Origin of the sequence: Vreelandella venusta, from assembly GCF_007989605.1 — a bacterium.
GTDB classification, from domain to species: domain Bacteria; phylum Pseudomonadota; class Gammaproteobacteria; order Pseudomonadales; family Halomonadaceae; genus Vreelandella; species Vreelandella venusta.
Window position 1 is genome coordinate 78916 of sequence record NZ_BJUL01000009.1, and the last position, 24821, is coordinate 103736.

The 24821-nt window shown below is 53.5% G+C and carries 22 protein-coding genes and 2 riboswitches; of the genes, 12 read left to right on the top strand and 10 right to left on the bottom strand.

All coding sequences use genetic code 11. The annotated features are described in order from the left end of the window. Positions 1-81: 81 nt before the first annotated feature. From HVE01_RS11990 to HVE01_RS12000, 3 genes are all read left to right on the top strand, one after another. On the top strand, positions 82-1500 hold the full coding sequence (locus tag HVE01_RS11990; protein WP_146944353.1) for an aminotransferase-like domain-containing protein: 1419 nt from the start codon (positions 82-84) through the stop codon (positions 1498-1500). 75 nt (positions 1501-1575) lie between these two features. Then, positions 1576-2241, top strand: a complete 666-nt coding sequence (locus tag HVE01_RS11995; protein ID WP_171880216.1) for a transglycosylase SLT domain-containing protein — start codon at positions 1576-1578, stop codon at positions 2239-2241. A gap of 11 nt (positions 2242-2252) precedes the next feature. Then, a complete protein-coding gene (locus HVE01_RS12000; RefSeq protein WP_146944355.1) occupies positions 2253-2993 on the top strand; it encodes a sulfite exporter TauE/SafE family protein in 741 nt (246 codons plus the stop codon). 73 nt (positions 2994-3066) lie between these two features. On the opposite strand, the gene HVE01_RS12005 is transcribed toward HVE01_RS12000, so the two are convergent. The 5 genes from HVE01_RS12005 to HVE01_RS12025 all read right to left on the bottom strand — a co-directional run bounded on the left by HVE01_RS12005 (position 3067) and on the right by HVE01_RS12025 (position 9244). Then, positions 3067-3618, bottom strand: a complete 552-nt coding sequence (locus HVE01_RS12005; protein WP_051626371.1) for a cupin domain-containing protein — start codon at positions 3616-3618, stop codon at positions 3067-3069. A 163-nt stretch (positions 3619-3781) separates the two neighbouring features. Further along, complete coding sequence (gene nhaC, locus HVE01_RS12010; RefSeq protein ID WP_125751960.1) at positions 3782-5236, bottom strand: Na+/H+ antiporter NhaC; 1455 nt, start codon at positions 5234-5236, stop codon at positions 3782-3784. A 290-nt stretch (positions 5237-5526) separates the two neighbouring features. After that, entirely contained in the window at positions 5527-7026 is a 1500-nt protein-coding gene (locus HVE01_RS12015) for an aldehyde dehydrogenase (RefSeq protein WP_146944357.1), read from the bottom strand. After that, entirely contained in the window at positions 7026-8402 is a 1377-nt protein-coding gene (locus tag HVE01_RS12020; protein ID WP_146944359.1) for an aspartate aminotransferase family protein, read from the bottom strand. Before HVE01_RS12020 ends, HVE01_RS12015 begins: the two co-directional genes overlap by 1 nt. Before the next feature lie 35 nt (positions 8403-8437). Beyond that, the gene (locus HVE01_RS12025; RefSeq protein WP_125751970.1) at positions 8438-9244 is read right to left on the bottom strand and encodes a gamma-glutamyl-gamma-aminobutyrate hydrolase family protein; all 807 of its coding nucleotides are present in this window, start codon (positions 9242-9244) and stop codon (positions 8438-8440) included. Between the two features lie 266 nt (positions 9245-9510). Here HVE01_RS12025 and HVE01_RS12030 point away from each other — a divergent pair, with 266 nt between their 5' ends. Then, on the top strand, positions 9511-10899 hold the full coding sequence (locus HVE01_RS12030; protein WP_146944361.1) for a glutamine synthetase family protein: 1389 nt from the start codon (positions 9511-9513) through the stop codon (positions 10897-10899). Positions 10900-11126: 227 nt separating this feature from the next. Here HVE01_RS12030 and HVE01_RS12035 read toward each other — a convergent pair whose 3' ends face one another. Next, positions 11127-12419, bottom strand: a complete 1293-nt coding sequence (locus HVE01_RS12035) for an NAD(P)/FAD-dependent oxidoreductase (RefSeq protein ID WP_146944363.1) — start codon at positions 12417-12419, stop codon at positions 11127-11129. Between the two features lie 356 nt (positions 12420-12775). On the opposite strand from HVE01_RS12035, the gene HVE01_RS12040 reads away from it, so the two are divergent. The 4 genes from HVE01_RS12040 (at position 12776) to HVE01_RS12055 (ending at position 16717) form a co-directional block, all read left to right on the top strand. Continuing rightward, the gene (locus HVE01_RS12040) at positions 12776-13966 is read left to right on the top strand and encodes a M24 family metallopeptidase (RefSeq protein ID WP_146944365.1); all 1191 of its coding nucleotides are present in this window, start codon (positions 12776-12778) and stop codon (positions 13964-13966) included. A gap of 236 nt (positions 13967-14202) precedes the next feature. Beyond that, complete coding sequence (locus tag HVE01_RS12045) at positions 14203-14574, top strand: hypothetical protein (protein ID WP_146944367.1); 372 nt, start codon at positions 14203-14205, stop codon at positions 14572-14574. A gap of 176 nt (positions 14575-14750) precedes the next feature. After that, on the top strand, positions 14751-15869 hold the full coding sequence (locus HVE01_RS12050) for an alkene reductase (protein ID WP_146944369.1): 1119 nt from the start codon (positions 14751-14753) through the stop codon (positions 15867-15869). A 254-nt stretch (positions 15870-16123) separates the two neighbouring features. Further along, positions 16124-16717, top strand: coding sequence for a cell division protein ZipA C-terminal FtsZ-binding domain-containing protein (locus tag HVE01_RS12055; RefSeq protein ID WP_146944371.1), 594 nt, complete (start codon positions 16124-16126; stop codon positions 16715-16717). Between the two features lie 11 nt (positions 16718-16728). Here the strand turns inward: HVE01_RS12055 and HVE01_RS12060 are convergent, their stop codons facing one another. Both HVE01_RS12060 and HVE01_RS12065 read right to left on the bottom strand, forming a co-directional pair. Beyond that, on the bottom strand, positions 16729-18318 hold the full coding sequence (locus HVE01_RS12060) for an ABC-F family ATPase (protein ID WP_146944373.1): 1590 nt from the start codon (positions 18316-18318) through the stop codon (positions 16729-16731). 83 nt (positions 18319-18401) lie between these two features. After that, complete coding sequence (locus tag HVE01_RS12065) at positions 18402-19268, bottom strand: sirohydrochlorin chelatase (RefSeq protein ID WP_146944375.1); 867 nt, start codon at positions 19266-19268, stop codon at positions 18402-18404. A 94-nt stretch (positions 19269-19362) separates the two neighbouring features. Between HVE01_RS12065 and HVE01_RS12070 the strand changes: the two genes are divergently transcribed. Beyond that, on the top strand, positions 19363-19947 hold the full coding sequence (locus HVE01_RS12070; protein WP_125751997.1) for a gamma-glutamylcyclotransferase: 585 nt from the start codon (positions 19363-19365) through the stop codon (positions 19945-19947). Here HVE01_RS12070 and HVE01_RS12075 read toward each other — a convergent pair. Both HVE01_RS12075 and HVE01_RS12080 read right to left on the bottom strand, forming a co-directional pair. Continuing rightward, a complete protein-coding gene (locus HVE01_RS12075) occupies positions 19938-20465 on the bottom strand; it encodes an HPP family protein (protein ID WP_125752000.1) in 528 nt (175 codons plus the stop codon). The two genes, HVE01_RS12070 and HVE01_RS12075, sit on opposite strands and share 10 nt — an antisense overlap. Before the next feature lie 109 nt (positions 20466-20574). Further along, a complete protein-coding gene (locus HVE01_RS12080; RefSeq protein WP_146944377.1) occupies positions 20575-20868 on the bottom strand; it encodes a hypothetical protein in 294 nt (97 codons plus the stop codon). 169 nt (positions 20869-21037) lie between these two features. Further along, a riboswitch (glycine riboswitch) is annotated at positions 21038-21128 on the top strand. Positions 21129-21151: 23 nt separating this feature from the next. Next, a riboswitch (glycine riboswitch) is annotated at positions 21152-21259 on the top strand. Between the two features lie 55 nt (positions 21260-21314). On the opposite strand from HVE01_RS12080, the gene HVE01_RS12085 reads away from it, so the two are divergent. The 3 genes from HVE01_RS12085 (at position 21315) to dctP (ending at position 24731) form a co-directional block, all read left to right on the top strand. Beyond that, entirely contained in the window at positions 21315-22565 is a 1251-nt protein-coding gene (locus HVE01_RS12085) for a D-amino acid dehydrogenase (protein ID WP_146944379.1), read from the top strand. Between the two features lie 67 nt (positions 22566-22632). After that, a complete protein-coding gene (locus HVE01_RS12090; protein WP_125752009.1) occupies positions 22633-23559 on the top strand; it encodes a LysR family transcriptional regulator in 927 nt (308 codons plus the stop codon). 125 nt (positions 23560-23684) lie between these two features. Next, on the top strand, positions 23685-24731 hold the full coding sequence (gene dctP, locus HVE01_RS12095) for a TRAP transporter substrate-binding protein DctP (protein WP_125752012.1): 1047 nt from the start codon (positions 23685-23687) through the stop codon (positions 24729-24731). Positions 24732-24821 lie beyond the last annotated feature (90 nt).

The window sequence follows — 24821 nt, forward strand, 5'->3', positions numbered from 1 at the left end:
TGCACCACTTTCGCGTTCAACCAGACCACTTTTCTGTTTTACTATCTAAATGGGGAGCATCGTGACAATAAGAGGATGTAAATGGACCGCCAGGACGTGTTACAGCAGCTTGTAAAACACTATGCCCAGCAACCTGAGCGTTTAAGCAAACAAGTACGACTGGAGCAGGCATTGAGGCAGGCGGTTACTAAGGCGTGGCCGAACCAAACTCGATTGCCGTCGCACCGTCAGTTGGCATTAACGTTGGGCGTTGCCCGACATACGCTAGCAGTGGCGGTTTCGACGCTTGTTGAAGAGGGGCTGCTAACGACATTTCATGGCAAGGGCACCTGGAGTTGTAGGAAGGAAGCTTCTGTCGCTCCCACGTCACAGAGTATTCAGCTTTCAAAACGTGCTCAGCAAGTATTGCGTTGGCCTGGCGCCAGCACCGTTCAAAGCGGCGCCTTTGTGCCTGGCATACCGGATATCGCTCAGTTTCCAATGCGCAAGTGGCGTCAGCTGTATGCCAGTGTCACCGTGCCGCAAAATGCCTTACTGCTTTCTTACTCTACCGGTGGCTATGGGCCGCTTAAGCGCGCAATCCGTGAGTTTCTGGCGCGCTGGCGCAATATTCATTGTGATATTGAGCAGATCATCATCACTGATGGTACCCATAACGGTATTGAGCTATGCGCCATGGCATTGGCCGATGTGGGCGATACCGTGGCGATGGAATCGCCCTGTTATTGGGGAGCGCGCAACGTATTCACTGCCACAGGGCTTTCAATTGAGATGCTGCCTTGGTTTTCCGATAGTGGACATGTGTTACCGCAGACGACCGGTAATATTGCGCTCGCATATTTGACCGGCTCTCATCACTATCCGCTCAGCGTGCCCACTCGCGCTGCTCATAAGCAGCAGCTGTGTGACGCTTTATCGCCCACCTATGTGGTTGAGGATGACTACGAATTCACCCGAGACGATCACACTAACCTGCTGTTTGATCCAAACTCGGAACGCCATTTACTGGTAGGCTCATTCTCTAAGATGATGTTTCCCGGCCTGCGACTTGGCTATTTAGTGGTGCCACGCCATTTGGCAGGTCCAATGAACCGCCTACGCAGCGAGCTGTTTCGCGAAGGCCGTATGCTTGATCAAGCGGTATTGGCGCAGTTTATTTTTGATGGTGACTTAGACACTTGGTGTCGCCGCATCCAGCGCGACTATCTAGGCCGTCAGCAGGTGCTGCACGACCAGCTCAGCTCACTACCCAAAGTGCGCAATGTGTCCCCCCCGACTAGCGCGATTAGCTTGTGCGTTGAGTTTGAACCCGGGGTTAATGATGTAGCACTTGCCCAAGCACTGCTCAAAGAACACTTGATTGTTCGCCCGCTAAGCCCCGTGTGCGCTGACAAGGACTCACGGACAGGATTGGTAATGGGCGTGGGCATGCTATCGGGCGAGACATTAGTGCGTGAAGCCCAACGGCTGCGGCGCTGTTTAGAGTTACTACTTCGCTAGGCGAGGTAGGCTTAGACCGTGTTGAGCATCACACTGTATGCCTAGTTAAAAAAACTTATTCACAAGGATTTTTCCATGCGCCACCCTGTTGATAATTCGGTGCTTCTCTCAACGCTTCGCCTATTGATGGTGCTGTGCGCCGTGCTGGCAGTTTCAGGCTGCGCAGCTTTTGCACCTAGCCCGCCGGAAGATCAGAGCAATATCTGTGAAATCTTTCGTGAGCAGCCAAGCTGGTATGACTATGCCCAGGAATCCGAAGAGAAATGGGGCACACCGATTGCCACGCAGATGTCATTTATTCAGCAGGAATCTTCATTTCGCAGTCATGTGCGCCCAGACCGCAAGTATTACCTGGGCTTTATCCCCGGTCCACGCCCCTCCTCCGCCAAAGGCTATGCCCAAGCCCAAGACCCCGTTTGGGAGGAGTATGAGGATCAAGCGGGTAGCCTATTTGCCCGCCGAACCCATATGAAGCACGCCACGGATTTCATTGGCTGGTATAACCGCCGCTCTCAGCAGCAGGCAGGTATCTCGCTGAGTAACCCTGAACACCTTTACTACGCTTACCATGAAGGCGCGGGCGGCTACCAGCGAGGCACTTACCGCAGCAAACCCCACGTGCTGCGTGCAGGCAGCCAAGTAGCAGCCCGCGCTAACCGTTATCAAGCCCAGCTCAACGCTTGCGAAGCAGAGTTTCAGTGCCGCAAGTTTTATCAAGTCTGGCCGTTCTGTCGTAGTTAAGCGCTCCTTCTATGACTCTAATGGGTGGCTTGGCCTTAATTAGTGTCGTGTTTTTGACATCGATGCTGTCTGGCGTATTTGGCATGGCGGGCGGCTTAGTACTGCTGTGGTTTCTGCTGATCATGTTTCCTGCAGGAACTGCCATGGCCGTACACGGGGTGATTCAGCTCACGTCTAACGGATCGCGAGCATGGTTATCAAGACGCTTTATTGTCTGGCGGATTGTTATGCTGATGACATTGGGCGTATTGATCGCCGCTGGTTTGCTGCTGCTGTTCAGCTATAGCCCCAATGCCGCGACGGTTTCCCTGTTCATTGGCTTAATGCCAATACTCGTATGGATTCCCAAACGCTGGTTTCACTTAGATGCTAATCGCGCCAGCCACGCGCTAGGCTGCGGCATTGCAGCAGGGAGCCTGACCATTGCGGCGGGGGTTTCTGGGCCACTGATTGATATCTTCTTTGTGCGCTCCCAAATGGATCGACGACAAGTGGTAGCCACCAAGGCGATGATTCAGGTGGTGGCTCACAGCATCAAGATTCTCTTTTATCTGGGCGCAGCTATGGCACTTAGCACCAGCGAATGGGGCATTGTGCTGCTAGCAACGCCCTTTGCGATCTTTGGCACCCACACCGGCAATCGTATTTTGCAGCGCCTCACTGATGCCAACTTCCGCACCTGGACGCGCTGGATCGTGACCGGCATTGGGATTTTCTACTTCCTGCAAGGGCTCTTTCTACTCACCCGCTAACGTTGGGCAGCGCCCAAATTATGTGTACGACATCATTACTGCGACAATTGCCGCACACTACAAACCAGTCATATCAGAACGCCTTACCGGGCGTAGCGCAGCTAATTATCTTGCAGGGGGCATCACTAATATTTCGGAAACGATGTGGAACGCTTGTCTTAAAATAATAAGACTCTCCCGGCCCTAGGCGCCTGGCGGTGCTGCCAACAATGATTTCGATCTCGCCTTCTACAACAAAGCCAGCTTCTTCACCGTAGTGGGTAATCATGGCTTGCCCAGTGTCAGCGCCCGGCAGATATCGTTCAACCATAAACGCCAGCGCACGATTAGGCCGATTTGCCCCGACAAGTTTGAAGGAAATATCGCCGGATGCGATATCAACCAAGTCATCCGCCGAATAGAAAATCTGCTCCTGGCTATCAAGATCCATCGTAAAAAAATCACCGACGCTCATAGAGAATGCGTTTAGGATTTTCTTCAGGGAACTGACTGATGGGCTAACTTTTCCTTGCTCTATTAGCGAAAGACTTGAGTGGGTAACCCCACACAACTTTGCCAGTTCACGCTGCGAAATCCCTCGCTGCTTGCGCAAGGAGCGCAAGCTCGCACCCACGTCATCCGACATGCTGTTTTCACTCCCTATCAATAAGTAAATTAAATTACGTTGACGGTCTATTGACGGGCACATAATAGCGCAAAAAAAACCCCACGGCTGTGGGGCAAACTCTCAATTAACGTGGCGTTTTGAAAAATAATCGTTTTAGTCAGCGTCAGGCATTATGTTCCACTCAGGCGCTACGAACTCCCGCCAACTCCGAGTCGGCGCTTGCCGTTTTCGCCCCATCTTCATAGGCGATACGGAAGCCGGTAAAGCCATAAATAATCGCGAACATCGGGCTCAGCAGCGCCAGAAAGGCGTAGGGCGCGTAGCTAAATGCACTGACCCCAAGGGTGGCAAACATAAAGGCACCGCAGGTATTCCAGGGCACCAGGGGTGATGTCATGGTGCCTGCATCCTCCACGGTACGAGACAGGTTTTTCAGTTTGAGCGAGCGGCGTTTGTACTCGCTGGCATACATACGGGCAGGCAGAATAATACTTAAATACTGATCGCAACCTACGACGTTAGCGGCCATCGATGTTGCCACTGTGGTAGCAATCAGGCTGCCAGTAGTCTTGGCCAGTTTGAGCAGACTTTCCACGATGGTGCGAAAGAACCCTGCTGACTCAAGAATCCCGCCAAAGCTCATCGCGATAATGATCAGCGAAACCGTCCACATCATGGCGCTAACGCCGCCGTTGGTTAGCAGGTCGTCCACCGTAACGTTGCCAGTGTCTACCGCGTAGCCTTCCACAAAAATAGTAAAGCTATCACCTAGCGGGACGCCCTGAACCACAATTGCACAGACAATTCCCATCAGCGAACCGATAGAAAGTGCCGGAATGGCAGGTACTTTTTTGATCATCATCACAATGACGGCCGCTGGCACCAGTAGCAGCCAGGGGCTAATAATAAACAGCTCATTGAGGCTCTGCTGTAACTCGGTTACCTGTGCTGCGCCATCACCGGAAGGCGTCATGTTCAGGCCGATAATGGTGTAAAGCACCAGAGCAACCGCTAGCGCAGGAACCGTGGTGTAGAGCATATAGCGAATGTGTTCAAACAGGTCGACACCAACCACACCCGGCGCCATATTGGTAGTTTCGGAAAGCGGAGAAATCTTGTCACCAAAATACACGCCGGAGATCACGGCTCCCGCGACCATTGCCGGGTTAAGGCCTAGCCCTTCACCAACGCCCATCAAGGCGATACCAATGGTGCCGGCCGCCGTCCAGGCATTACCACCAGCCAACGACACTAAGCAGCAGATTAAGCACGCCGCGACCAAAAAGTAATCCGGTGCCAGAATGCTCAGGCCGTAATAGATCATCGTGGGCACAATCCCACCGGCAATCCAGTAGCCAATAATGGTGCCGATAATGATCAGAATGACAATCGCCTGAGTCGTCAGGCCAATAGAGCGCATGATGCCCGCTTCAAGCTTTTTCCAGCGGCTACCCGTCGCAAGGGCCACCGCTGTTGCCACAATCGCACTTAAAAACAGCGGCAAGTGCGGATCCGTTTCAAAGTAGCCGATAAATACGCCCAAAGATGCTGCCATAAACACAATCGGGATCATGGTCGCTTTTAAACTTGGCCGTGGTATTTCCTGATCTTCCTTAACAGTGGTGTCGGTCGACATAATGTCCTCACTCAGCATTTGCTTGTTGTTGGTGTTGATAGTGATGTAACCGCGTTAGAAACCGTTGTGCAGGCATCGCTGAGACCATCTCAAAGACCATCTCAAAGACCATCGCAAAGACCATTGCAGAAATTGTTATTACCTTTCTGATACGGTGCTCAGGCACAGCGAAGCCATGACCAGATGCCACCGCTTATACGGCGGCGTCTGGCGCTGTGAATGACTCAAATCAATACGTGGTGATGCCTTTAATCGCTGTTCGCAAGTCACGAACAAAGGAGTGTTAAGTGTTAAGGGCTAAGCGACATCCATACCGTCTTCACTTCACAGTATTTTTCCTGCGCGTGAAGCGATTTATCGCGTCCATTGCCCGACTGCTTAACACCGCCGAAGGGAACGGTCTGATCGATACCGGCCCAGTTATTCACATAGACCTGACCGGATTGCAGCCGCCGAGAGACTCGCATGATGCGGTCAATATCTTGGCTCCAAACGCCCGCAGCAAGGCCGTAGTCGCTGTCATTGGCCAGCGCAATGGCTTGCTCTTCGCTGTCGAACCCAAACACACTCAGTACAGGGCCAAATATTTCTTCGCGGCCAATGCACATGTCGGGAGTCACATCATCGAAGACCGTAGGCGGCAGGAAATACCCATTAGAGCCGCTAGGTTCGCCGCCCAACTTCAGGGTGGCACCTTCGCTTTCGCCTTGGCGAATATACTCAAGTACTCGTTGGTACTGCGCTTCATCCACCATAGCACCCATAAAGCTAGCCGGATCAAGCGGATCGCCCGGCTGCATGTGCTCAGCAGCTTTCACTACCCGAGCCACAAAGTCTTTGCGAATACTGTTTTCCACCAGCAGTCGCGAACCGGCAATACAGACTTCGCCTTGGTTGTGGAAAATAGCTTCCGCAGCGCTCTGGGCGACGGCATCTAGGTGCTGGCAGTCAGCAAAAACGATATTGGGGCTTTTGCCACCGCACTCCAGAAACACGCGTTTCAAGTTGGATTGTCCGGCGTACTGCATCAGCTGTTTACCCACGCCAGTGGAGCCGGTGAACGCCAGACCATCAACCTGCATAGAAAGTGCCAGAGCCTTGCCCACCGTATGGCCGTACCCTGGCAACACTTGAAAGACACCATCGGGAATACCCGCTTCCTTGGCAAGGTGAGCCAAGCGCAGCGCTGACAAAGGTGATTTTTCCGACGGCTTGAGAATAACGCTGTTGCCCGCCGCCAGTGCTGGAGCAATCTTCCACGACGTCATCATTAGTGGGAAATTCCACGGTACAATGGCAGCGATAACGCCCATTGGCTCGCGCAGCACCAACCCTAGCGCACGATCTCCAGTAGGTGCCACTTCACCGTAAAGCTTGTCGATACACTCCGCTTGATAGCGCAGACAGGCGACGGTGCCTGCCAAATCCCCTAGCGAACTGGAAATCGGCTTGCCCATATCCAACGTATCTAACAGCGCCAATTCATCGCGGTGTGTCTCTACCAGCTCAGCTAGACGCAGTAGCACCCGCTTACGCTTACTCGGGTGACAGCGTGACCAAACACCACTTTCAAAGGTTGCACGGGCTGCTTGCGTCGCAAGCTCAGCATCTTGCGCATCGCAGCTGGCTACCTCAGCAAGCACATGCCCGGTGGCAGGGTTGATACTGCTCAGCGTGCTGCCATCGGCGGCAGCGACAAACTCACCATTAATGAAGGCGCGCGTTTCAAAGCTCAGTGATGCGGCTTTTGATTGCCAGTCGGCGAGGGTTTTCGGTGTATCTGCCGCCATTATGCACTCTCCATTGGGTGTGTTATCGCCAGTTTTTCAGCAGTTTTATCCAACGCTAAACGCGCCTTGCTGACCAATTCATCGATTTCATCACGGGTGATAATTAGCGGCGGCGACATCACCATCGTATCGCCCACTGAGCGCATCACTAGGCCATGTTCAAAGCACAAATCACGACACAAATTGCCCGCAGAAAGCGACTTATCGAAGCGTTCACCGGTGCGCTTGTCGGCGACCAGCTCTAGTGCCCCAATCAAGCCCAACGAGCGGGCTTCTCCCACCAACGGATGCTCAGCCAGTTCCTGCCAACGTTTAGCCAGATAGGGCCCCAATTCATCGCGGACTTTCTCGACTACCCGTTCACTTTCCAGCAATTCGAGGTTTTTAAGCGCAACCGCCGCACAGACCGGGTGACCCGAGTAAGTAAAACCGTGGAAGAACTCACCGCCATCTTTGATCAGCGTATCGGCCACGCGATCTCCCACCAGCACCGCGCCAATGGGTAGATAGCCCGACGACAAGCCCTTGGCAATCGGCATCAGGTCAGGTTTTAAGCCATAGTGAGTACTGCCAAACCACTCGCCTAGACGTCCGAAACCGCAAATAACTTCATCGGCAATCAACAAAATGTCGTACTTGGCCAACACCTCTTTCACCGCGGGCCAATAGCTGTCTGGTGGAATGATCGCACCACCTGCGCCCTGCACCGGCTCAGCGATAAACGCCGCCACCTTGTCTTCACCCAACGCCAGAATTTGCTCTTCCAACGCTTGGGCACACTGCTTGCCAAAGGCTTCCTGACTCATGTCGCGCCCTTCACCAAACCAGTAAGGCTGGCAAATATGGCTAATTCCCGGCACACACGGGCCGCCTTGATCATGCATCGGCGCCATACCACCCAGGCTCATCCCCGCGACAGTAGAGCCGTGATAACCATTTTCACGCGAGATGACCCATTGTTTCTCCGGCTTGCCTTTAATCGCCCAGTAGCGCCGCACCATGCGCAGTACGGTATCGTTGGCTTCAGACCCGGAACCCGTGAAGAACACATGATTGATATGCTCGGGTGCCAGCTCACTCAGCTTAGCGGCCAGCTTTACCGCCGGTGGATGGGTGGTTTTAAAGAAATTGTTGTAATACGGCAGCTGCTGCATCTGTTCGCTGGCGGCATCCACCAACTCTTGCCGGCCGTAGCCGAGATTGACGCACCAAAGTCCCGCCATACCATCAAGAATACGATTGCCCTGGCTGTCGTAAATGTATACCCCATCGGCGTGGGTGATGATGCGGCTACCCTCTTCGCCGAGTGATTTAAAGTCAGTGAATGGATGAAGGTGATGTTGGCGATCCAACGCCTGGTAGTCCTGGGTCTGCATAGGTCAGTTCCTGATCAAGTCGTTACAACAAGCATTCAGCTAGTAGCTAGCTGGGCGGCGCGTTGGGTACGATGCTGACGGCAGGCCGCCGCAAACCCCTGAAACAGTGCGTCATAGAAAGGGTGTTCTTTAGGGCGCCACTCCGGGTGCCACTGCACAGCCAGGGCGAACGCAGCCGCATCACGCACCGAAATCGCTTCAACTAATCCATCAGGCGCCCAGGCCTCTGCCACTAGGCCTGGTGCTAGCTGATCAATCCCCTGCTGATGCAGTGAATTCACCTCAGCCTGCTCGCTGCTATAGAGCGCTGCCAGGGCGCCACCCGGACGGATTCTGATCGTATGAGAGGGGACATAATGGCCAGCCATGTCGTCAGCGGGCGGCTCACGATGATCAAGCATGCCTGGTAACGTTTGAACGGCCTGATGCAGGGTGCCTCCAAAGGCCACATTCATTTCCTGAAAGCCGCGACAAATACCAAATAAGGGCAACGCCTGACGTAACGCCTCGTGCACCCAGCACAGTGCCGCTTCATCGCGCCGTACGTCTGCGCGGGTATTCTCCGGCGCGCGTTCAGCACCATAGCGGTCAGGAGCGACGTTGGTATAACTGCCGGTTAGCAGCAAGCCATCCAGGCTACCCAGCAGCTCAATGGCCTGCTCAGCACGCTGCTCGGGCGTCAACGTATCGGCGGCTAATACAGGAAGAATCACCGGCGTGATGCCGTAGTGGTAAAGCGCCTGCAGGAATTTATCGGTCACTATCTGCGCGGGATGGCCTTCCACTTCTCGGCAGCAGGCGATAACACCCACCAGTGGGCGTGGGGAATGCGTTGCTTGCATAGTCAAACCACTTTGTCAGTTGTTATGTTTTATTCAACAGTCACTTCAACATAGCGTGGCTTGTTTTATTTTCCAATAGCAAAATGAAATTTTTATGAAAAAATACATTAACCATATGATAAACAAGGAATTAAAAAAAATAACCGTTATCTCAAAAAAACAATGCCACAATTTTTGTTATTAAATATTTGACACGAACGATTGCCGAAGCAAGGATACTGTTAGCAGAAACACAACTAAAACGGCATAAAAATAAGGTACAACGTATGTCCTCTGCCAATAACACAGACGCTCAAAACGTAGCCTCGGATTTTCTTGACAGTCACCCAGAGATCACCAGCATTGACCTGCTAATCAGTGATCTTAACGGCGTCATTCGTGGTAAACGCATCCCTAGCGATAACCTTGGCAAAGTGTTTGAAAAAGGCATCTATTTGCCTGCTTCGGTATTTGCGTTGGACATCAATGGCAACACCGTCGAAGAGACGGGGCTGGGGCTTTCCAGCGGCGACGGCGACCGGGTATGTCGCGCCATTCCAGGCACGCTCAATCCGGTTACCTGGATGAACAACAACCAGTATGGCCAGCTATTGATGACCATGGAGGAGATGGACGGCTCACCATTTTTTGCCGATCCTCGCCAGATTCTACGGCGCATTCTTGAACAGCTCTCCGAGCGGGGTTTAACCCCTGTTGTCGCCCTTGAGTTAGAGTTTTATTTGGTTGATCGCTTACGCGACGAAGAAAACTTGATTCAGCCACCGCAGTCTCCCTGCAGCGGCGAGCGGGCCACTCAAAGTCAGCTCTATTCTGTGTTGGAGTTAGACGAGTACGCCGAGTTTATCAATGACTTGCAGAGTGCCGCCCAGGCGCAAGGCTTGCCGCTGGATACGGTATTGAAAGAGTGTGCCCCCGGCCAGTTTGAAGCCAACCTGATTCACAGCGATGATGCGTTAAGCGCCTGCGACCACTCAGTACTACTCAAGCGATTGATCAAGGGCGTTGCATTAAAGCACGGCTTTGAAGCTACCTTTATGGCCAAGCCTTACGGCTTAGAAGCGGGGAGCGGCACCCATGTTCACGTTAGCCTGATAGATAGCGACGGACACAATATCTTTGCCGAAAACGGCGACGATCCGCTGGAGAGCACTGCACTGCAACACGCCGTAGGAGGGCTGCTGGAGCTAATGCCAGACTCCATGGCACTGCTGGCTCCCAACCTCAATTCGTTCCGCCGTTTCCAGGAAGGCCTCTATGTGCCCATGGCACCAACCTGGGGATACGATAACCGCTCTGTAGCAATACGCGTCCCCGCTGGCCCAAAAGAAGCCCGACGCATAGAACACCGTGTAGCGGGAGCCGATGTTAACCCCTACCTGTTACTGGCCACCGTGCTAGCTTCTATCCACCATGGCCTAACTCAGCAGATTGCACCTGCGGAGCCAATCGTCGGCAACGCCTATGACCAAATCGCCCCTCAGTTGACGAACAGCTGGACCCAAGCGCTGCACCTGTTAAGCAACAACCGCGTACTTGGCGAACAGCTTGGCGAAGACTTTATTGAAGTGTTCATTGCCAACCGCCAGGCAGAGCGCGCCGAAACTATGCGCGAAGTTAGCGCCATGGAGTATGACTGGTACCTGCGCCACGTATAAGCTGATAAACCACCAATAGAACCCACCAATAGAACTCACCAATAGAATAGAGAGAGGCGCTGTTCGGCGTCTCTCTTATTGCTTCTGTCTGTCTTATGCTGCCCCTCCCCCCGTCCTTCTATTAGCTTTATATGTCGTGTTATCTCTGAGCATCCGTGGCAAATAAAAAACGGGCTAACGAACGTATTCGCCAGCCCGCTTCCAAGCAAACACCAAACTAATCGGCGCTAAACCGCCAGCCGGTCACGCATGGCGTAGAACCACGCTCCCATGGCAGAAAGCGGCACACGTAACAACCGTCCACCGGGCATTGGCAGATGAGAAATCTGCGCAAACGCTTCAAAACGTGTTTCTTCACCACTGATCGTTTCTGCCACTAACTTGCCAGCCAAATGAGAGCACGTCACCCCGTGGCCAGAATACCCCTGAGCGTAGTAAACGTTGCTATTAATGCGGCCAAACTGCGGCAGGCGGTTAAGTGTCAGCAAAAAGTTACCACTCCAGGCGTAATCGACGCGCACATCACCAAGTTCAGGAAAAGTAGCCAGCATCTTTGGCCGAATAGCTGCCTCAATACTCGCGGACTCCTGACCGCCATAGTTCACCCCGCCGCCATACAACAAACGGTTATCGGCGGTCAGTCGGTAGTAATCCAAGAGGTAATTACAATCCTCTACGGCTTTATCGTTAGGTAGTAATCGCGCAGCTAACGCTGTGGACAGCGGCTCAGTGGTAATAATCTGGGTGCCGCACGGCATCGCCTTGCTTTCCAGCTTGGGTAGCAAGCCTTGCAAATAGGCATTGCCAGCCATAACGACCCGTTGAGCGGTCACGCGCCCCTTGGGGGTATGCAGCGTCACCGGCTCACCGTGCTCTACGCGTGTAACGGGGGAGTGCTCAAAAATCTTGCCACCCAGCGACTCCAGCGCCGCCGCCTGCCCCAGCACTAAATTGAGAGGATGAAGATGGCCACCAGAGTGATCCACCAACGCACCCACATAACGATCGCTGCCTATTTCTCGTTTGACCTCTTCACCTTCCAGCAGCTCAAGTTTCTGATGGCCGTAGCGCTCCCATAAGGCTTTTTGCTCCTTTAAGCCTTGCCACTGCTTCTTGTTACAAGCAGCAAACAAATTGCCTTCTTTTAGGTCGCAGTCGATCTGATACTTTTCAATGCGCTGACGGATAGTCTGGTTACCCTCAAATGCCATCGCACCCAGCGCCCGAGCGGTTTCAGCGCCGTTTTGTTTCTCGATAACATCCATATCACGGCTATAGCTATTAACGATCTGGCCACCGTTACGCCCGGACGCCCCAAAACCAATCGCCACGCTTTCCAACACCACAACCCGATGACCACGTTCGGCCAAATGTAGTGCTGCGGAGATGCCTGTAAACCCAGCCCCTACGACACAGACATCACATTCGACATCCCCTTCCAGCGTAGGCCGTTGAGGTGTGGAGCTTGCCGATGCCGCGTAGTAAGACGCGACATACCCAGAAGACGCTTGAGGTTGCATTTGCCACCTTCCTTTTGTTGATTATTTTAACCAAATGATCATATAGGCCGATGTGAGAATGCGCAAGCAACAGCATAAAATGGGCTTATAGAGGCGAAAAGCATCTTTCCCCACAAAACAAATGTTATTAAAAAAGCAACACCAAGACATAAAAGATACAACTATTACACTGACAATAGCCACTCCCATTTTTATCCACCGCCTCCCATTGAGGACGCGCTCACGTGCTTCCTGTTGGCGCCTTATTACCGAGTACGCTGGAGAACACAACTCGCTGCTATTGCTAGCGTTGATAACCACAGCGGCGTAACCCTAGCCGCTGCCTATACTCACCATAGCCCCCACCGGAGACCGCTATGGATTATCAACAATACCGCACCGCCCTTGCCGAGACGCTCGCCCAAAGTGAGCTGCCCTTTACGCCTGCCGAATACCAAACGCGCCTAGACAAAGTGCGCCAGGCAATGGCACAGCGCGGGCTGGATGCCTTACTGCTCACCGACCCTGCCGACATTAACTACTTAACCGGCTATCACACCTTCGAGGTATCGGTGCATGCCTGCTTAGTGTGCACACCTACACAGCTGGTGCTGCAGGTGGCCTCCATTGAAACAGGGGCGGCAGTGGTCACCGCCCGTGTCGACGAAATCATTGGATACCGATGGGAAAACCTGGATGAGATCATCACGCCGCTCGCGGACTTACTCACTGCTTGCGAGCAAATTGGTATTGATGGCTGGAGCAGCGGTTTGCGAGTGGGCGTGATGGACGCGCTGGCCCGCTCAGTGGGTAAAGAGCGCTTCTGTGAAGCAGGCGACCTGCTCGATACGATTCGCATTGTTAAAAGTAGCGCCGAACTTGAAATGCTCAGCGAAAGTGCACGCATCACTGCGGCAGGTTTAGAAGCTGCGATGGCCGCTATTCGCCCTGGCATGACTGATAACGATATTGCCGCTATCGGTGCTCAAGCACTGCTGGAGAACGGCAGCGAGTTTATGAGTTTGCAGCCTATCGTGACCAGCGGGCACCGTATCGGGGTGATTCACGTTAACCATAAACGCCGCGTCATACAGCCCAATGAACCGATATTTTTAGAATTTGGTGCCGCTTATCAGCGCTATACCGCCCCGATGATGCGCACAGCGGTAACAGGAAAACCTAGCGCTGAATTAACCGCCACCCGCGATCTGTGCCGCTCGCTGTTCGAGACCCTGTGCAGCCATATGAAACCAGGCCACACCTTTGATGATGCCGCGCAGGCGGCGGATACACTGCTGGCACCTAGCCGTGATCAACTGTTCTTCTCGGGGGTGTTTGGCTACGCGGTGGGGGCGCAGTTCCCTCCTAGTTGGGTGGAAGGTACCGGCTATATTGCCCAAGGCCTGCATCGTCCCTTCGAAAAGAATATGGTCTTCCACTTACCGCTCTGCTTACGCGTTCCTGGCCAGTGGGGCGTAGGCATCAGTGATACCGTAGTGGTCACTCAACACGGTGCCGAGCCACTCACTAACAACGATTGGCAGCTCTATCAGGCAATGGATAAGTAGCGAACAGAGAACCACACTTATAGCCCAAGATTGACAGTACGATTAACCAGCGCTATCGTCACCAAATATGCAAATGAGAAACACTATCTTTTAGATCTCTATTTTAGGTCTATCATCTCTCTTAGGTGACGCTCAGTTGAGCTAACGATAAGTAGTGTGATGTGAGTAAGTAGTGTGATGTGAGCAAGTACTGTGATGCGAGTAAGTACGATGGAAAAGTCCTATGGAAAAGCACCATGACTAGTGAGCAGCGCCAGCTTCGCCAAACGTTGATTTTTTTACGCACCTCTTTCGAAGCAGTGCAACACTCGATTGCCGGTCGGCTAGACGACCCGCTACCCTGCTGGCTAGACACCAGCATGCTCTCTCTACTCTCACGGGAACTGACCCGCAGCAGCCAACAAGCGAAGCCGCTCTTCGCCCCTCCCGTCACCGAGCAAATATTCATTGCCTCACAGCAGTGTGACTTACTCCTCAAACAGTGCCCCGGCGTGCTGAGCAGCGCCGTTTGCCACCGTCAGTTAAGCGCCATCATGCTGGCGCTGACCAACGCTATTGAGCAAGTCAACACGCCAGCCAAGCGCCGCTGGCCTTGGCAGAGAGCCTAAGCAACCCTTTACCTATACCCCGGTTTATTGCGTTGCTGGGGGTTTGTTTTTCCATCAAAAACCTTACCCCATGACTGCGTTGTAGCGGCTGGCAATGACTGAGTTAGCATTTACTAGTAAACTGGTCTATTCTGTTCGCCACGATGTAATTGACCGTTTCCAAAAGGAGTTTGCTCATGGCGTATGAAACGCTTTTCACCCCTCTTCAGTTAGGCAGTTTGTCGATTCCAAACCGAGTCATCATGGCGCCACTGACACGCTCGCGCACCCCAGACAGCGTGCCGGGCACCCTGCAGGAAGCCTATTACGGCCAGCGGGCAGGCGCAGGGCTGATTATTAGTGAAGCCACCAATATCTCCCCGACTGCCAAGGGCTATGTGTATACACCTGGCATCTGGACGGATGAACAAGAAGCGGGCTGGAAAGGCGTGGTGGATGCGGTGCATGCAAAAGGTGGCCGTATCGCGCTACAGCTGTGGCACGTTGGGCGTGTGTCCCATGAAATGGTGCAACCAGATGGACAACAGCCTGTTGCCCCGAGCGCGCTAAAAGGCGAAGGCGCTCAGTGCTTTGTTGAGTTTGCAGACGGCACTGCTGGTCAGCACCCTACCAGCACGCCCCGGGCGCTGGAAACCGATGAGATTCCTAGCATTGTTGATGACTACCGCCAAGCGGCTGTTCGCGCCAAACGCGCAGGCTTCGACATGGTGGAAGTCCACGCGGCTAACGCTTACCTGCTTAACCAGTTCCTGGCGACCGGCACCAACCAGCGCACCGATCAGTATGGCGGCTCGTTGGAAAACCGCGCCCGCTTCCCACTAGAGGTGGTCGATGCGGTGATTGAGGTGTTCGGTGCACAGCGCGTGGGCATTCGTTTGACGCCCTTTATCGAACTGTTCGGCCTGACCGATGATGAGCCTGAAGCCATGGCTTTCTATCTGGCGGAGCAGCTGTCCAAACGCGGCTTAGCCTACCTGCATTTAAACGAGCCAAACTGGATCGGTGGCGATATTACTTTCCCTGACGGCTTTCGCGAGCAAATGCGCGAGCGCTTTAACGGTAGCCTGATTTACTGCGGCAATTACGATGCAGAACGTGCGGAAGCCCGCATTAATCAAAATACTACCGATGCCGTGGCCTTTGGCCGCCCTTATATTGCCAACCCCGACCTGCCGGAACGCTTCCGAGTGAATGCACCGCTTACCGAACCGAACCATGAAACGTTCTACGGCGGTGATGAAAAGGGTTACACCGATTACCCGTTTATGGCTAACGGCTACGACCGTATTGGCTAGATTGCTTGTTAAGCCGAACCCTTACGAATGAAAAGCATCACTTAGGTGGTGCTTTTTTATGTCTGGACACGCCAAAACGCTGCTAGGCTATTGATTCTTTAGTTGTCATATACTGGTGAGTCATGCTCAGCTTGCTATTCACTCTACGGGTATTCCTCATTGGCTTTGGAGGCGCTTGCGTAAACACTGAATGCCGCTATTTTACGACTAACTAAATAATAGGGCCTAAGCGCCGATAGATAGGACTCAATGAGATGGATACCACTTCACTTCCGTTCTTGCTCGCTGTTGCTTCATTAGTGCTGGGGGTCGTGGCTGCGGCTATTTTCGTTTACGTGGTTCTTCCCAAACAACGCCGCGCCAAAGCAAAGGCCGCCACGCCGCCGCCAGCACCCAAAGCAGAACCACAGCCTCCCTCGCCCGAGCCAGAAGAGCCGGTGCCCACCAAGCGCACCGCGAAAGTGAAGCAGCACTCTCTGTTTGTGATTTTTTCTCACCCCGATGCGACGACAGACGAGCGTCTGGCCGAATGGCTTCGGGGAAAAGAAGCCAGCTATGATGCGATCAAAAAGGTTTTCTTTATCAAAGGCAAACAACCTTCGAACCCAATCACGATCGCCAACGCCTTTCCACCTGGAGAAATGCCCGACCTACTGCAAGGGGAAAACCACGAACCCATTCGTGGGATTAGCTTGCTGGTTAAGCCGCCGCTACATAAACGTCGCAATCAGCAGATGTACGTTTATGTAGAGCTTGCCAAAGAGTTAAACGAAACCTTTAGCGGCAACTTACTCGATGCCGAGCAGCAGCCCGCCTCAGAGTCGACTTACACACAGATTATTGGTTGATCGGTTAGCAATCAAACAACGCCCTGGCTACGTAGGTAGTCGTCGTAGCTGCCACTGAAGTCGACAATCCCTCCTGGCTGCATATCAATAATGCGCGTGGCCAGCGAGGAAACAAACTCGCGGTCGTGGCTGACAAAGATCAGCGTGCCTGGGTAGTTCTCCAGCGCTAAGTTCAGCGCCTCAATCGATTCCATATCCAGGTGGTTGGTTGGCTCATCCATTAACAGCACGTTCGGGTTGGTGAGCGTTAGCTTGCCAAACAGCATGCGCCCCTGCTCGCCACCGGAAATAACCTTCACCGATTTACCAATATCGTCGCTGGAAAACAGCATCCGGCCCAATGCACCACGTACCACTTGTTCGCCGCCTTTGGTCCACTGGCTCATCCACTCGAAGAGCGTGGCATCGACAGGAAAATCGTCGGTATGATCTTGGCCAAACATGCCAACTTCCGCTGCATCGGTCCACTTCACTTCACCGGCGTCGGGGTGTAAATCACCCGCCAGGGTTTTCAGCAGGGTGGTTTTACCAATGCCGTTGGGGCCGATAATCGCAATGCGCTCACCCGCTTCTACAGTCATCGAGAAACGCTCGAAGAGCGGCTTCTCATCGTCGTAGCCTTTGGTAATGGCATCAACATTCACGGCATTGCGGTGAATCTTTTTATTCTGCTCAAAGCGGATAAACGGACTCACCCGACTGGAGGGCTTGATATCTTCCAGCTTGATTTTATCGATCTGGCGCGCCCGCGAAGTGGCCTGTTTGGCTTTGGAGGCATTGGCCGAGAAACGGCTAACAAACTGCTGAAGCTCGGCAATTTGGGCTTTCTTCTTGGCATTGTCCGCATGCTGACGCTCGCGGGCAGCGGTGGCCGCGGTCATGTAGTCGTCGTAGTTACCGGGGAACAGGGTAATTTCCCCATAATCCAGATCCGCCATGTGCGTGCACACACTGTTCAGAAAGTGGCGGTCGTGGGAAATGATAATCATGGTGCTGCTGCGTGCTTTAAGAATATCTTCCAGCCAGCGGATAGTATTGATATCCAGGTGGTTAGTCGGCTCATCGAGCAGCAGCACATCCGGGTCGGAAAACAGCGCCTGGGCCAGCAACACACGCAGTTTCCAGCCGGGGGCAACTTCACTCATCGGACCGGTGTGCTGTTCAATGGGAATACCTAGCCCCAACAGTAGCTCTCCGGCGCGAGACTCGGCGGTATAGCCGTCAAGCTCAGCAAAGCGTACTTCCAAGTCGGCCACCGCCATGCCATCCGCTTCACTCATTTCAGCCAGGGAGTAGATCCGTTCGCGTTCGGCGGCCACTTTCCAGAGCTCCGCGTTCCCCATGATAACGGTATCGATGACCCGTTCGTTTTCGTAGGCGAACTGATCCTGGCGTAGCTTACCCAGCCGCGTGCTGCTATCCAGCATGACCTGCCCGGAAGAAGGCTCAAGCTCGCCACCCAAAATTTTCATAAAGGTGGACTTACCGCAACCATTGGCGCCAATCAAACCGTAGCGATTGCCGTTATTAAATTTGACGGAAACATTTTCAAACAGGGGCTTGGCCCCAAACTGCATGGTGATATTGGCGGTTGCGATCAAGATGTGAGCCCTGGTTAACAGTGTAATTGCGCATTCAAAGGCTCGCGATTCTACGCGCCTTTGAGCAGCGTTACACCTCCCACCTAGTGCGCGTTGTCTAGCGTCGCCGGAAGTTCGAGTAGAAAACGTTCACCATCAAGCGCTTGGCGCAGCCGGGTGTGCAGTATCGCGACAATGTCAAGATGTTCACCAACCAGTGCGGTGGTTGTCACACTCAAACCTGGATGGCGCTGCTCAGCGGCGGCACAAATCTCAGCGATATCGCCCCCCTCTCCCGCATGACGCCCAGGCGAGAGAAACAGCATCGCTAAGATGACTGGGCCTGTTTGGAACTCCGGTGTATTCAGCAGATGCGCTAAAAGCGGCTCGTTAAAGCGATATTCGTCACCCTCACGGCGCTCCATCGAGGCTGCCGCCACACAGGCCACGTCATCACCAAGCAGTACACTAAGCTGTCCCGCCAAGCGGTTGCGCACGGCGGTTACGTCAGGGATCGGGCTACCGTGATCGACCAGCGCCACATGCGGCGTCGTTCCCGCCTGGTACTTGTCGCGCACGTTGTCGGCCAGCAGCTTGGCTAAGCGCAGGTCATTATTACCCCGCTCATCCACCAGCGGCTGGGCCACCCGAATGCTCACCTGAGGAAACCGCGCCTGCAGTGCTGCCATGCGCTCTGGCAAGTAGCCCGTCAGTGCTTTGCTTGGGCCAAAGAAAAACGGCAGCACAATGATCTCTGTCGCCCCATTCTCGGCACTGCGCTCAGCAGCTGGGCCCAGAGTCATCGCAGGGGTGCCGTCGACCTCGTCGGGAGGAATTTTATTGGAGTGCAGCAAGGAAGCTGCCTGTACGGTTTCGCCTAGCTGCTGGCTGAGTGCAAACGCTACGCGGCGCAGATTATGGGTTGCCTGAGGCCGTAATGAGCCGTTATCGACGAGAAAAATAGCGCGCATATCGGTCTCCGGAGATGGTCAAGTAAGTAATCACTAAAGGCATGATAAGATGAGCGCTTTAATCGATGTGCCGTGCTCATGATGCTTGATAGCGATGTTTGATACTACCGCCCTGAACCAGCAAAGAAACTTCTTCGATGGCCATACCGATATCTGGCTTTTTGGTTATGGCTCGCTGATCTGGAAGGCCGACTTTGCCTATTTGGAACGTCAGCCCGCCTACATTACCGGCTGGGCGCGGCGTTTTTGGCAAGGTTCCCACGATCATCGTGGCACGCCGGACGCACCGGGTCGCGTCGCGACGCTGATTCGTGCCCAGGGAGAAATATGTCACGGCATGGCGTACCGCATTACACCCGACGTGCTGGCACCGCTGGATGTACGTGAAAAGAACGGCTACCTGCGTGAAAAAGTGCCGCTCACTTTTCTAACGCAGCGGGGCAATGTGCAAACAGCAAAGGCAACAACGGAAGGGCTAATTTACTTAGCTACTGAAGATAACCCAGCCTTTCTGGGCGAGGCATCGCTGGATGATATTGCACACCAAATTGCCTATTCACATGGCCCGAGCGGCTCGAATAAAGCTTACTTACTGAACTTAGCCCAGGCGTTACGCGAATTAGGCACAGACGATGCGCACGTTTTCGCCATTGAGGAGCAGCTACAACGCTACCAATAACGTGGGTAACGGCGATGGCGCGCTAAATTATTTACCAAAATGGCTACTACCAGCATGACCACGCACCCAGCGCCAATGGGGATCAGCGGATACCACCAGCCTAGTTTGTGGACACTCGCCCCACCGGCTACCGCAATCAGCGCAGCGGCAGCCCCCGGTGGATGTACTGTGTGTGTTAGCTGCATCACCAGTATGGAAAGCGACACCGCTAGTGCCATCGAGATAGGTGTAGCACCCAACAATTGGTAGCAACCCACCCCCACCAGCGCCGACAAAACACTGCCAAACAGTACATGGCTTGGCTGGGCGAACGGGCTTTCAGGCGCGGCATAAATCAACACCGACGTTGCCCCAAAGGAGCCTACGATCAATAACTGCTGCGAGAGCCAAGCGGTGCTTAGCCAGCATATAACGGCCATGCCAGTAAAAGCGCCCAGCCACGACCAGCAGGCATCTTGCCAGCCAACGGGACGGCGTGCCGTTGGTTCTCCTCGCATCTTGCCAAGATAAGCTTTCATTGCTCCCTCTCTGCACAAAAAGAGTGCAGATAATGGCAAAATGCACCAAATAAGCAAATGACAATTGATCACTTAGCCAATGAAGCTGACTCAAGGGCGCTCGCCCTCTCTACGTCATTAACCACGACAGGATAAACAGCGCCAGCACAATACGCACAATGCCCCCGAGTACGGAGCCCCGTAGCAGCGCGCGAAAGCCGCGCCACAACAGCCACAAGCCAATTACCAACACCAGGATGCTAAAGAACGACGCATTGATACCCAGTGAGCGGGTTAGACCATCAATAAAATCATCAAACGCGCCAAAAAAATTGCCAAAAAAGCCTACTAAAAACTCCACCACCACGCGAATAGCATCGCCAATCGCTTCGCCTACACCATCAAAAAATCCGTTTGCCTGCATGCGTTATTTCCATCGCTAATAAGGTTTTCGATATTGTCAGTTAAAACCACGCTATTGCAAAGCATGCCCATTAAGCAGCGTGCTCCTCTCTTTTGCGTCTTTGCGTCCTCCCCTTAAGACGTTTACCCTATTTCACTTTTTCGACTGACGCGTTACAACGTCATTTATTAAAGCAATAGCGGGAGAGACTGGTGCTAGCCACCAGCGCCGAAGGAGCAACGACCCCGGAAACTCTCAGGCCACCGGACCGCTATCGTTATGGTATTTACTAACACAGTAACTACTAACATTTTCCGAAGAGCGGCTGATGACTGCGTCACTCAGCACACCGAAGGAGCAAGCGCCTCCACAGATGCGTGAATCTCTCAGGTTCCATGACGGAAGGGGTACGCCTAGCCAATGTTGCTAGGGGTATCGCTTGACGCTCATACAATCTGGAGAGACTTATGCAACGCATTGCTATTATTGGCGGTGGGATCACCGGTATTACAAGTGCTTATGCGCTAGCAAAGCGTGGTTTTGAGGTGACTGTTTTTGAGAAGCACCGCTATGCGGCAATGGAAACGTCATTTGCCAACGGCGGGCAGCTATCAGCCTCAAATGCTGAAGTGTGGAACCACTGGCCGACGGTGCTTAAAGGCCTGCGCTGGATGCTAAAAAGCGACGCACCGTTACTGGTCAATCCCCGACCTAGTTGGCACAAACTCAGCTGGTTTGCAGAGTTCATCGCCGCCATTCCCCGTTATTCCGACAACACCACGGAAACCACTCGGTTAGCCATTGCTGCCCGAGAGCACTTATTCCAGTGGGCGAAAGACGAGCAAATTGATTTCGATCTTAAGCAGCAAGGCATTTTGCATATCTATCGTGACAAAGCTGGCTTTGATCACGCCACCCGTGTGTCGCAGTTGCTAGCGAAAGGTGGCCTTGAACGTAGATCGGTTACGCCGGATGAAATGCGCGCCATCGAGCCAACCCTAGCGGGCAGTTACTATGGCGGTTTCTATACCGAAAGCGACGCCACTGGCGATATCCATAAATATACCAACGGCCTCGCTCAAGCAGCCGCCAAGCGTGGCGTGCAGCTTAACTATGGCCACCATATTGACGATATTGGCGCTGACGAACATGGAGCGTGGGTAAGCGCCAAGGTAGATAACAGCAGCATGAGCCAACGGTTTGACAGCGTGGTCGTTTGTGCGGGAACTGGCAGCCGCGCCATTGCCGCCAAATTAGGCGATCGCGTTAATATCTATCCCGTAAAAGGCTACTCCATCACCGTACAGCTAGATGACGAGGCCTCTCAGCAAGCTGCGCCAACCGTCAGCCTGCTAGACGATGAAACCAAGCTGGTGACCAGCCGCTTGGGGCTCAACCGCTTCCGCGTGGCTGGCACCGCTGAATTTAACGGCGCGAATCGCGATATACGCAACGACCGCATTCAACCACTGGTTCGCTGGGTAGAAGAGTGTTTCCCTGGCGTGAGCACCCAACGCGTAGTGCCCTGGGCTGGCCTGCGCCCAATGCTGCCTAATATGCTGCCCAAAGTTGGGCCTGGCCGCTTACCGACTGTTTTCTATAACACCGGTCACGGCCACCTAGGCTGGACACTGTCAGCCATTACCGCCGAAATGCTGGCGGACGCAGTAGAGGAGAAAAACATCCTCCGCGAGCCAGCCCCTCAACCGCTTAGCTAGTGCCAACCATGACAAGTCCGGGCAGGCTTCGGGTAAGATATTAAACACCCCAACATAGGCGTGTTTTATGCTTAACCAGCGTGCATTAACTTACCTCAATGAAGTGATTCGGCGCGGCTCGCTCAGGCGCGCCGCTGCCCACCTGAATGTCGATGCTTCTGCCGTTAGCCGCCAACTAAAAGCACTAGAAGAAGAGCTGGGTACCCAGCTATGCGAGCGGCACGGAAGAGGGATGCGCGCCACCGCCGCGGGCCAGCTACTAGTGCACCATTTTCATGCTCAGCGGGCTTCAGAAGAAGCGGTGCTTTCCCAGCTAATGGCACTTCAAAGTCTCGCGAAAGGGCAAGTTCGCATTGCCGTGGGAGAAGGGTTTATTGCTGACTTAATCGCCGCCCCGTTAGGCACTTTTATGTCAGCGTTTGACGGCATCAAAGTTGAAATCCGCATGGCGGGTGTCAATGAAGCGATGTCGTTACTCCAAGATCGCGAGGTGGATATAGCGCTGCTTTATGCACCGCCGGTAGACCCGCAACTTTTCTGCCATGTGGAAACGCGCCAGCCGCTCGATGTCATTGTTCCCCCCAACCACCCACTAAGTGATCTTAATCGCCCGGTTACGCTGCATGACTTAAAGGAGTGGCCCCTGGCGTTAATGGACAATCCTTTCGGTATGCGGCAAATGGTCAATATGGTGGCTCATCAGGAGCGCATTCACCTTGAAGCACGCCTGCATACAAACTCTGTTGCGGTGTTAAAGAATTTCGTCCGCTCAGGCATCGGCGTTACGTTTATGCCTGAACTCACCGTAGCGGATGAGATTAAGCGCGGTGAGATTTTCACACTCCCCATGCAGTACCCAATAATGAACGGTACGCGGGCGCAAATTGTTAGCCTGAAAGGACAGGAACTCCCAATAGCTTCAATTACTTGCATCAATCATTTGCACAGAGGCATGCGCTTTTTCTCCGCCGATGCACCACGACTGTTGCAATAAAAGCCACAGTTTAGGTATTGCATAGTCAACACCTCAATACATAGTCTTCTAGTAGGCACTCCTTATAAATCCAATAACGCGCCCACAGCGCCCGTAGCTCACGACAATAAACCAGGAGACTGACTATGTACCCAGCAAAACTGCCCCACTACTTTGCACCTAAACAGCTTATAACCGCGTGCCTAGTAGGCTCTGCGTTGATGGCAGGGAACGCGCTTGCAGCGACTACGATTAATCTAAGTTACAACGGAGCCCCAGACCCGGAAAAGAACGCTGTCCACGTTTTTGCAGAGAACCTTAAAGCGCTGGTAGACGAAAAAACTGACGGTGAGATCCAGCTTACGCTCTATCCAAATAGCATGCTCGGCGAAGAAGAGGAGCGCATGGAACAAACCATGAATACGCCCATGCTCAATGTGGCGTCATTTGCGGGTGTCTCACCTCTTGTGGATGAAATCTTCGTTAGCGCTATTCCGTTTCTGTTCGACGATTTTTCTGCAGCCCACACTTTCTTCGATGAGGGTGAGTATTGGCAGGAAGTCAGCAACGCGCTGCAGGAGCGTGCCGGTATCGATATGCTAGCCGTTGTGGAAGAGGGCGGCTTTTTGGCGTTCACCAATAACGAAAGGCCGATCAGCCACCCTGACGACTTCGAAGGACTCCGCTTCCGCGCCATGGATCCTAGCCAGGTCGCTCTTTATGAAGCCTTCGGCGCCTCCGGCACTCCCATCCCCTGGACAGAGACCTATATGGCACTGCGCACCGGGGTGGCTAACGGCCAAATGAACCCGCCGATGTATATCATCTTAGGCAGTCTCTACGAAGTGCAGGACTATCTGACCCTTGCCAATATCCAGTACTCCGACCAATTCCTGGTAGGCAACAGCGACATGATCGCAGGTTGGGATGATGAGCTTCGTAGCGCTTTTATGGAGGCCGTCTCCGAAGCTAATCACAATGCCCGTGAGCATAATCAGGAGCAAGTAGAATCACGTATCGCCTATCTGGAAGAGCAAGGCATGGAAGTCATTCGCCCCTCTGAAGAAGAGCTAGCCGCTTTCCGCGAAATCGGCCAGCCTGCCTACCTTGAGTGGCTTGCTGAGCGTGATATCGAGCAGCGCTGGATCGATATGGCGTTGGAAGATGCAGGCATGAGCGAACTGCTCGACTAACGGCTGTTAACACCGTTGTCACCATTGCAATGATGGAAACAACAGGGGCTGGCATCATGCTGGCCCCTATTTCCACAACTCAATGTTCTC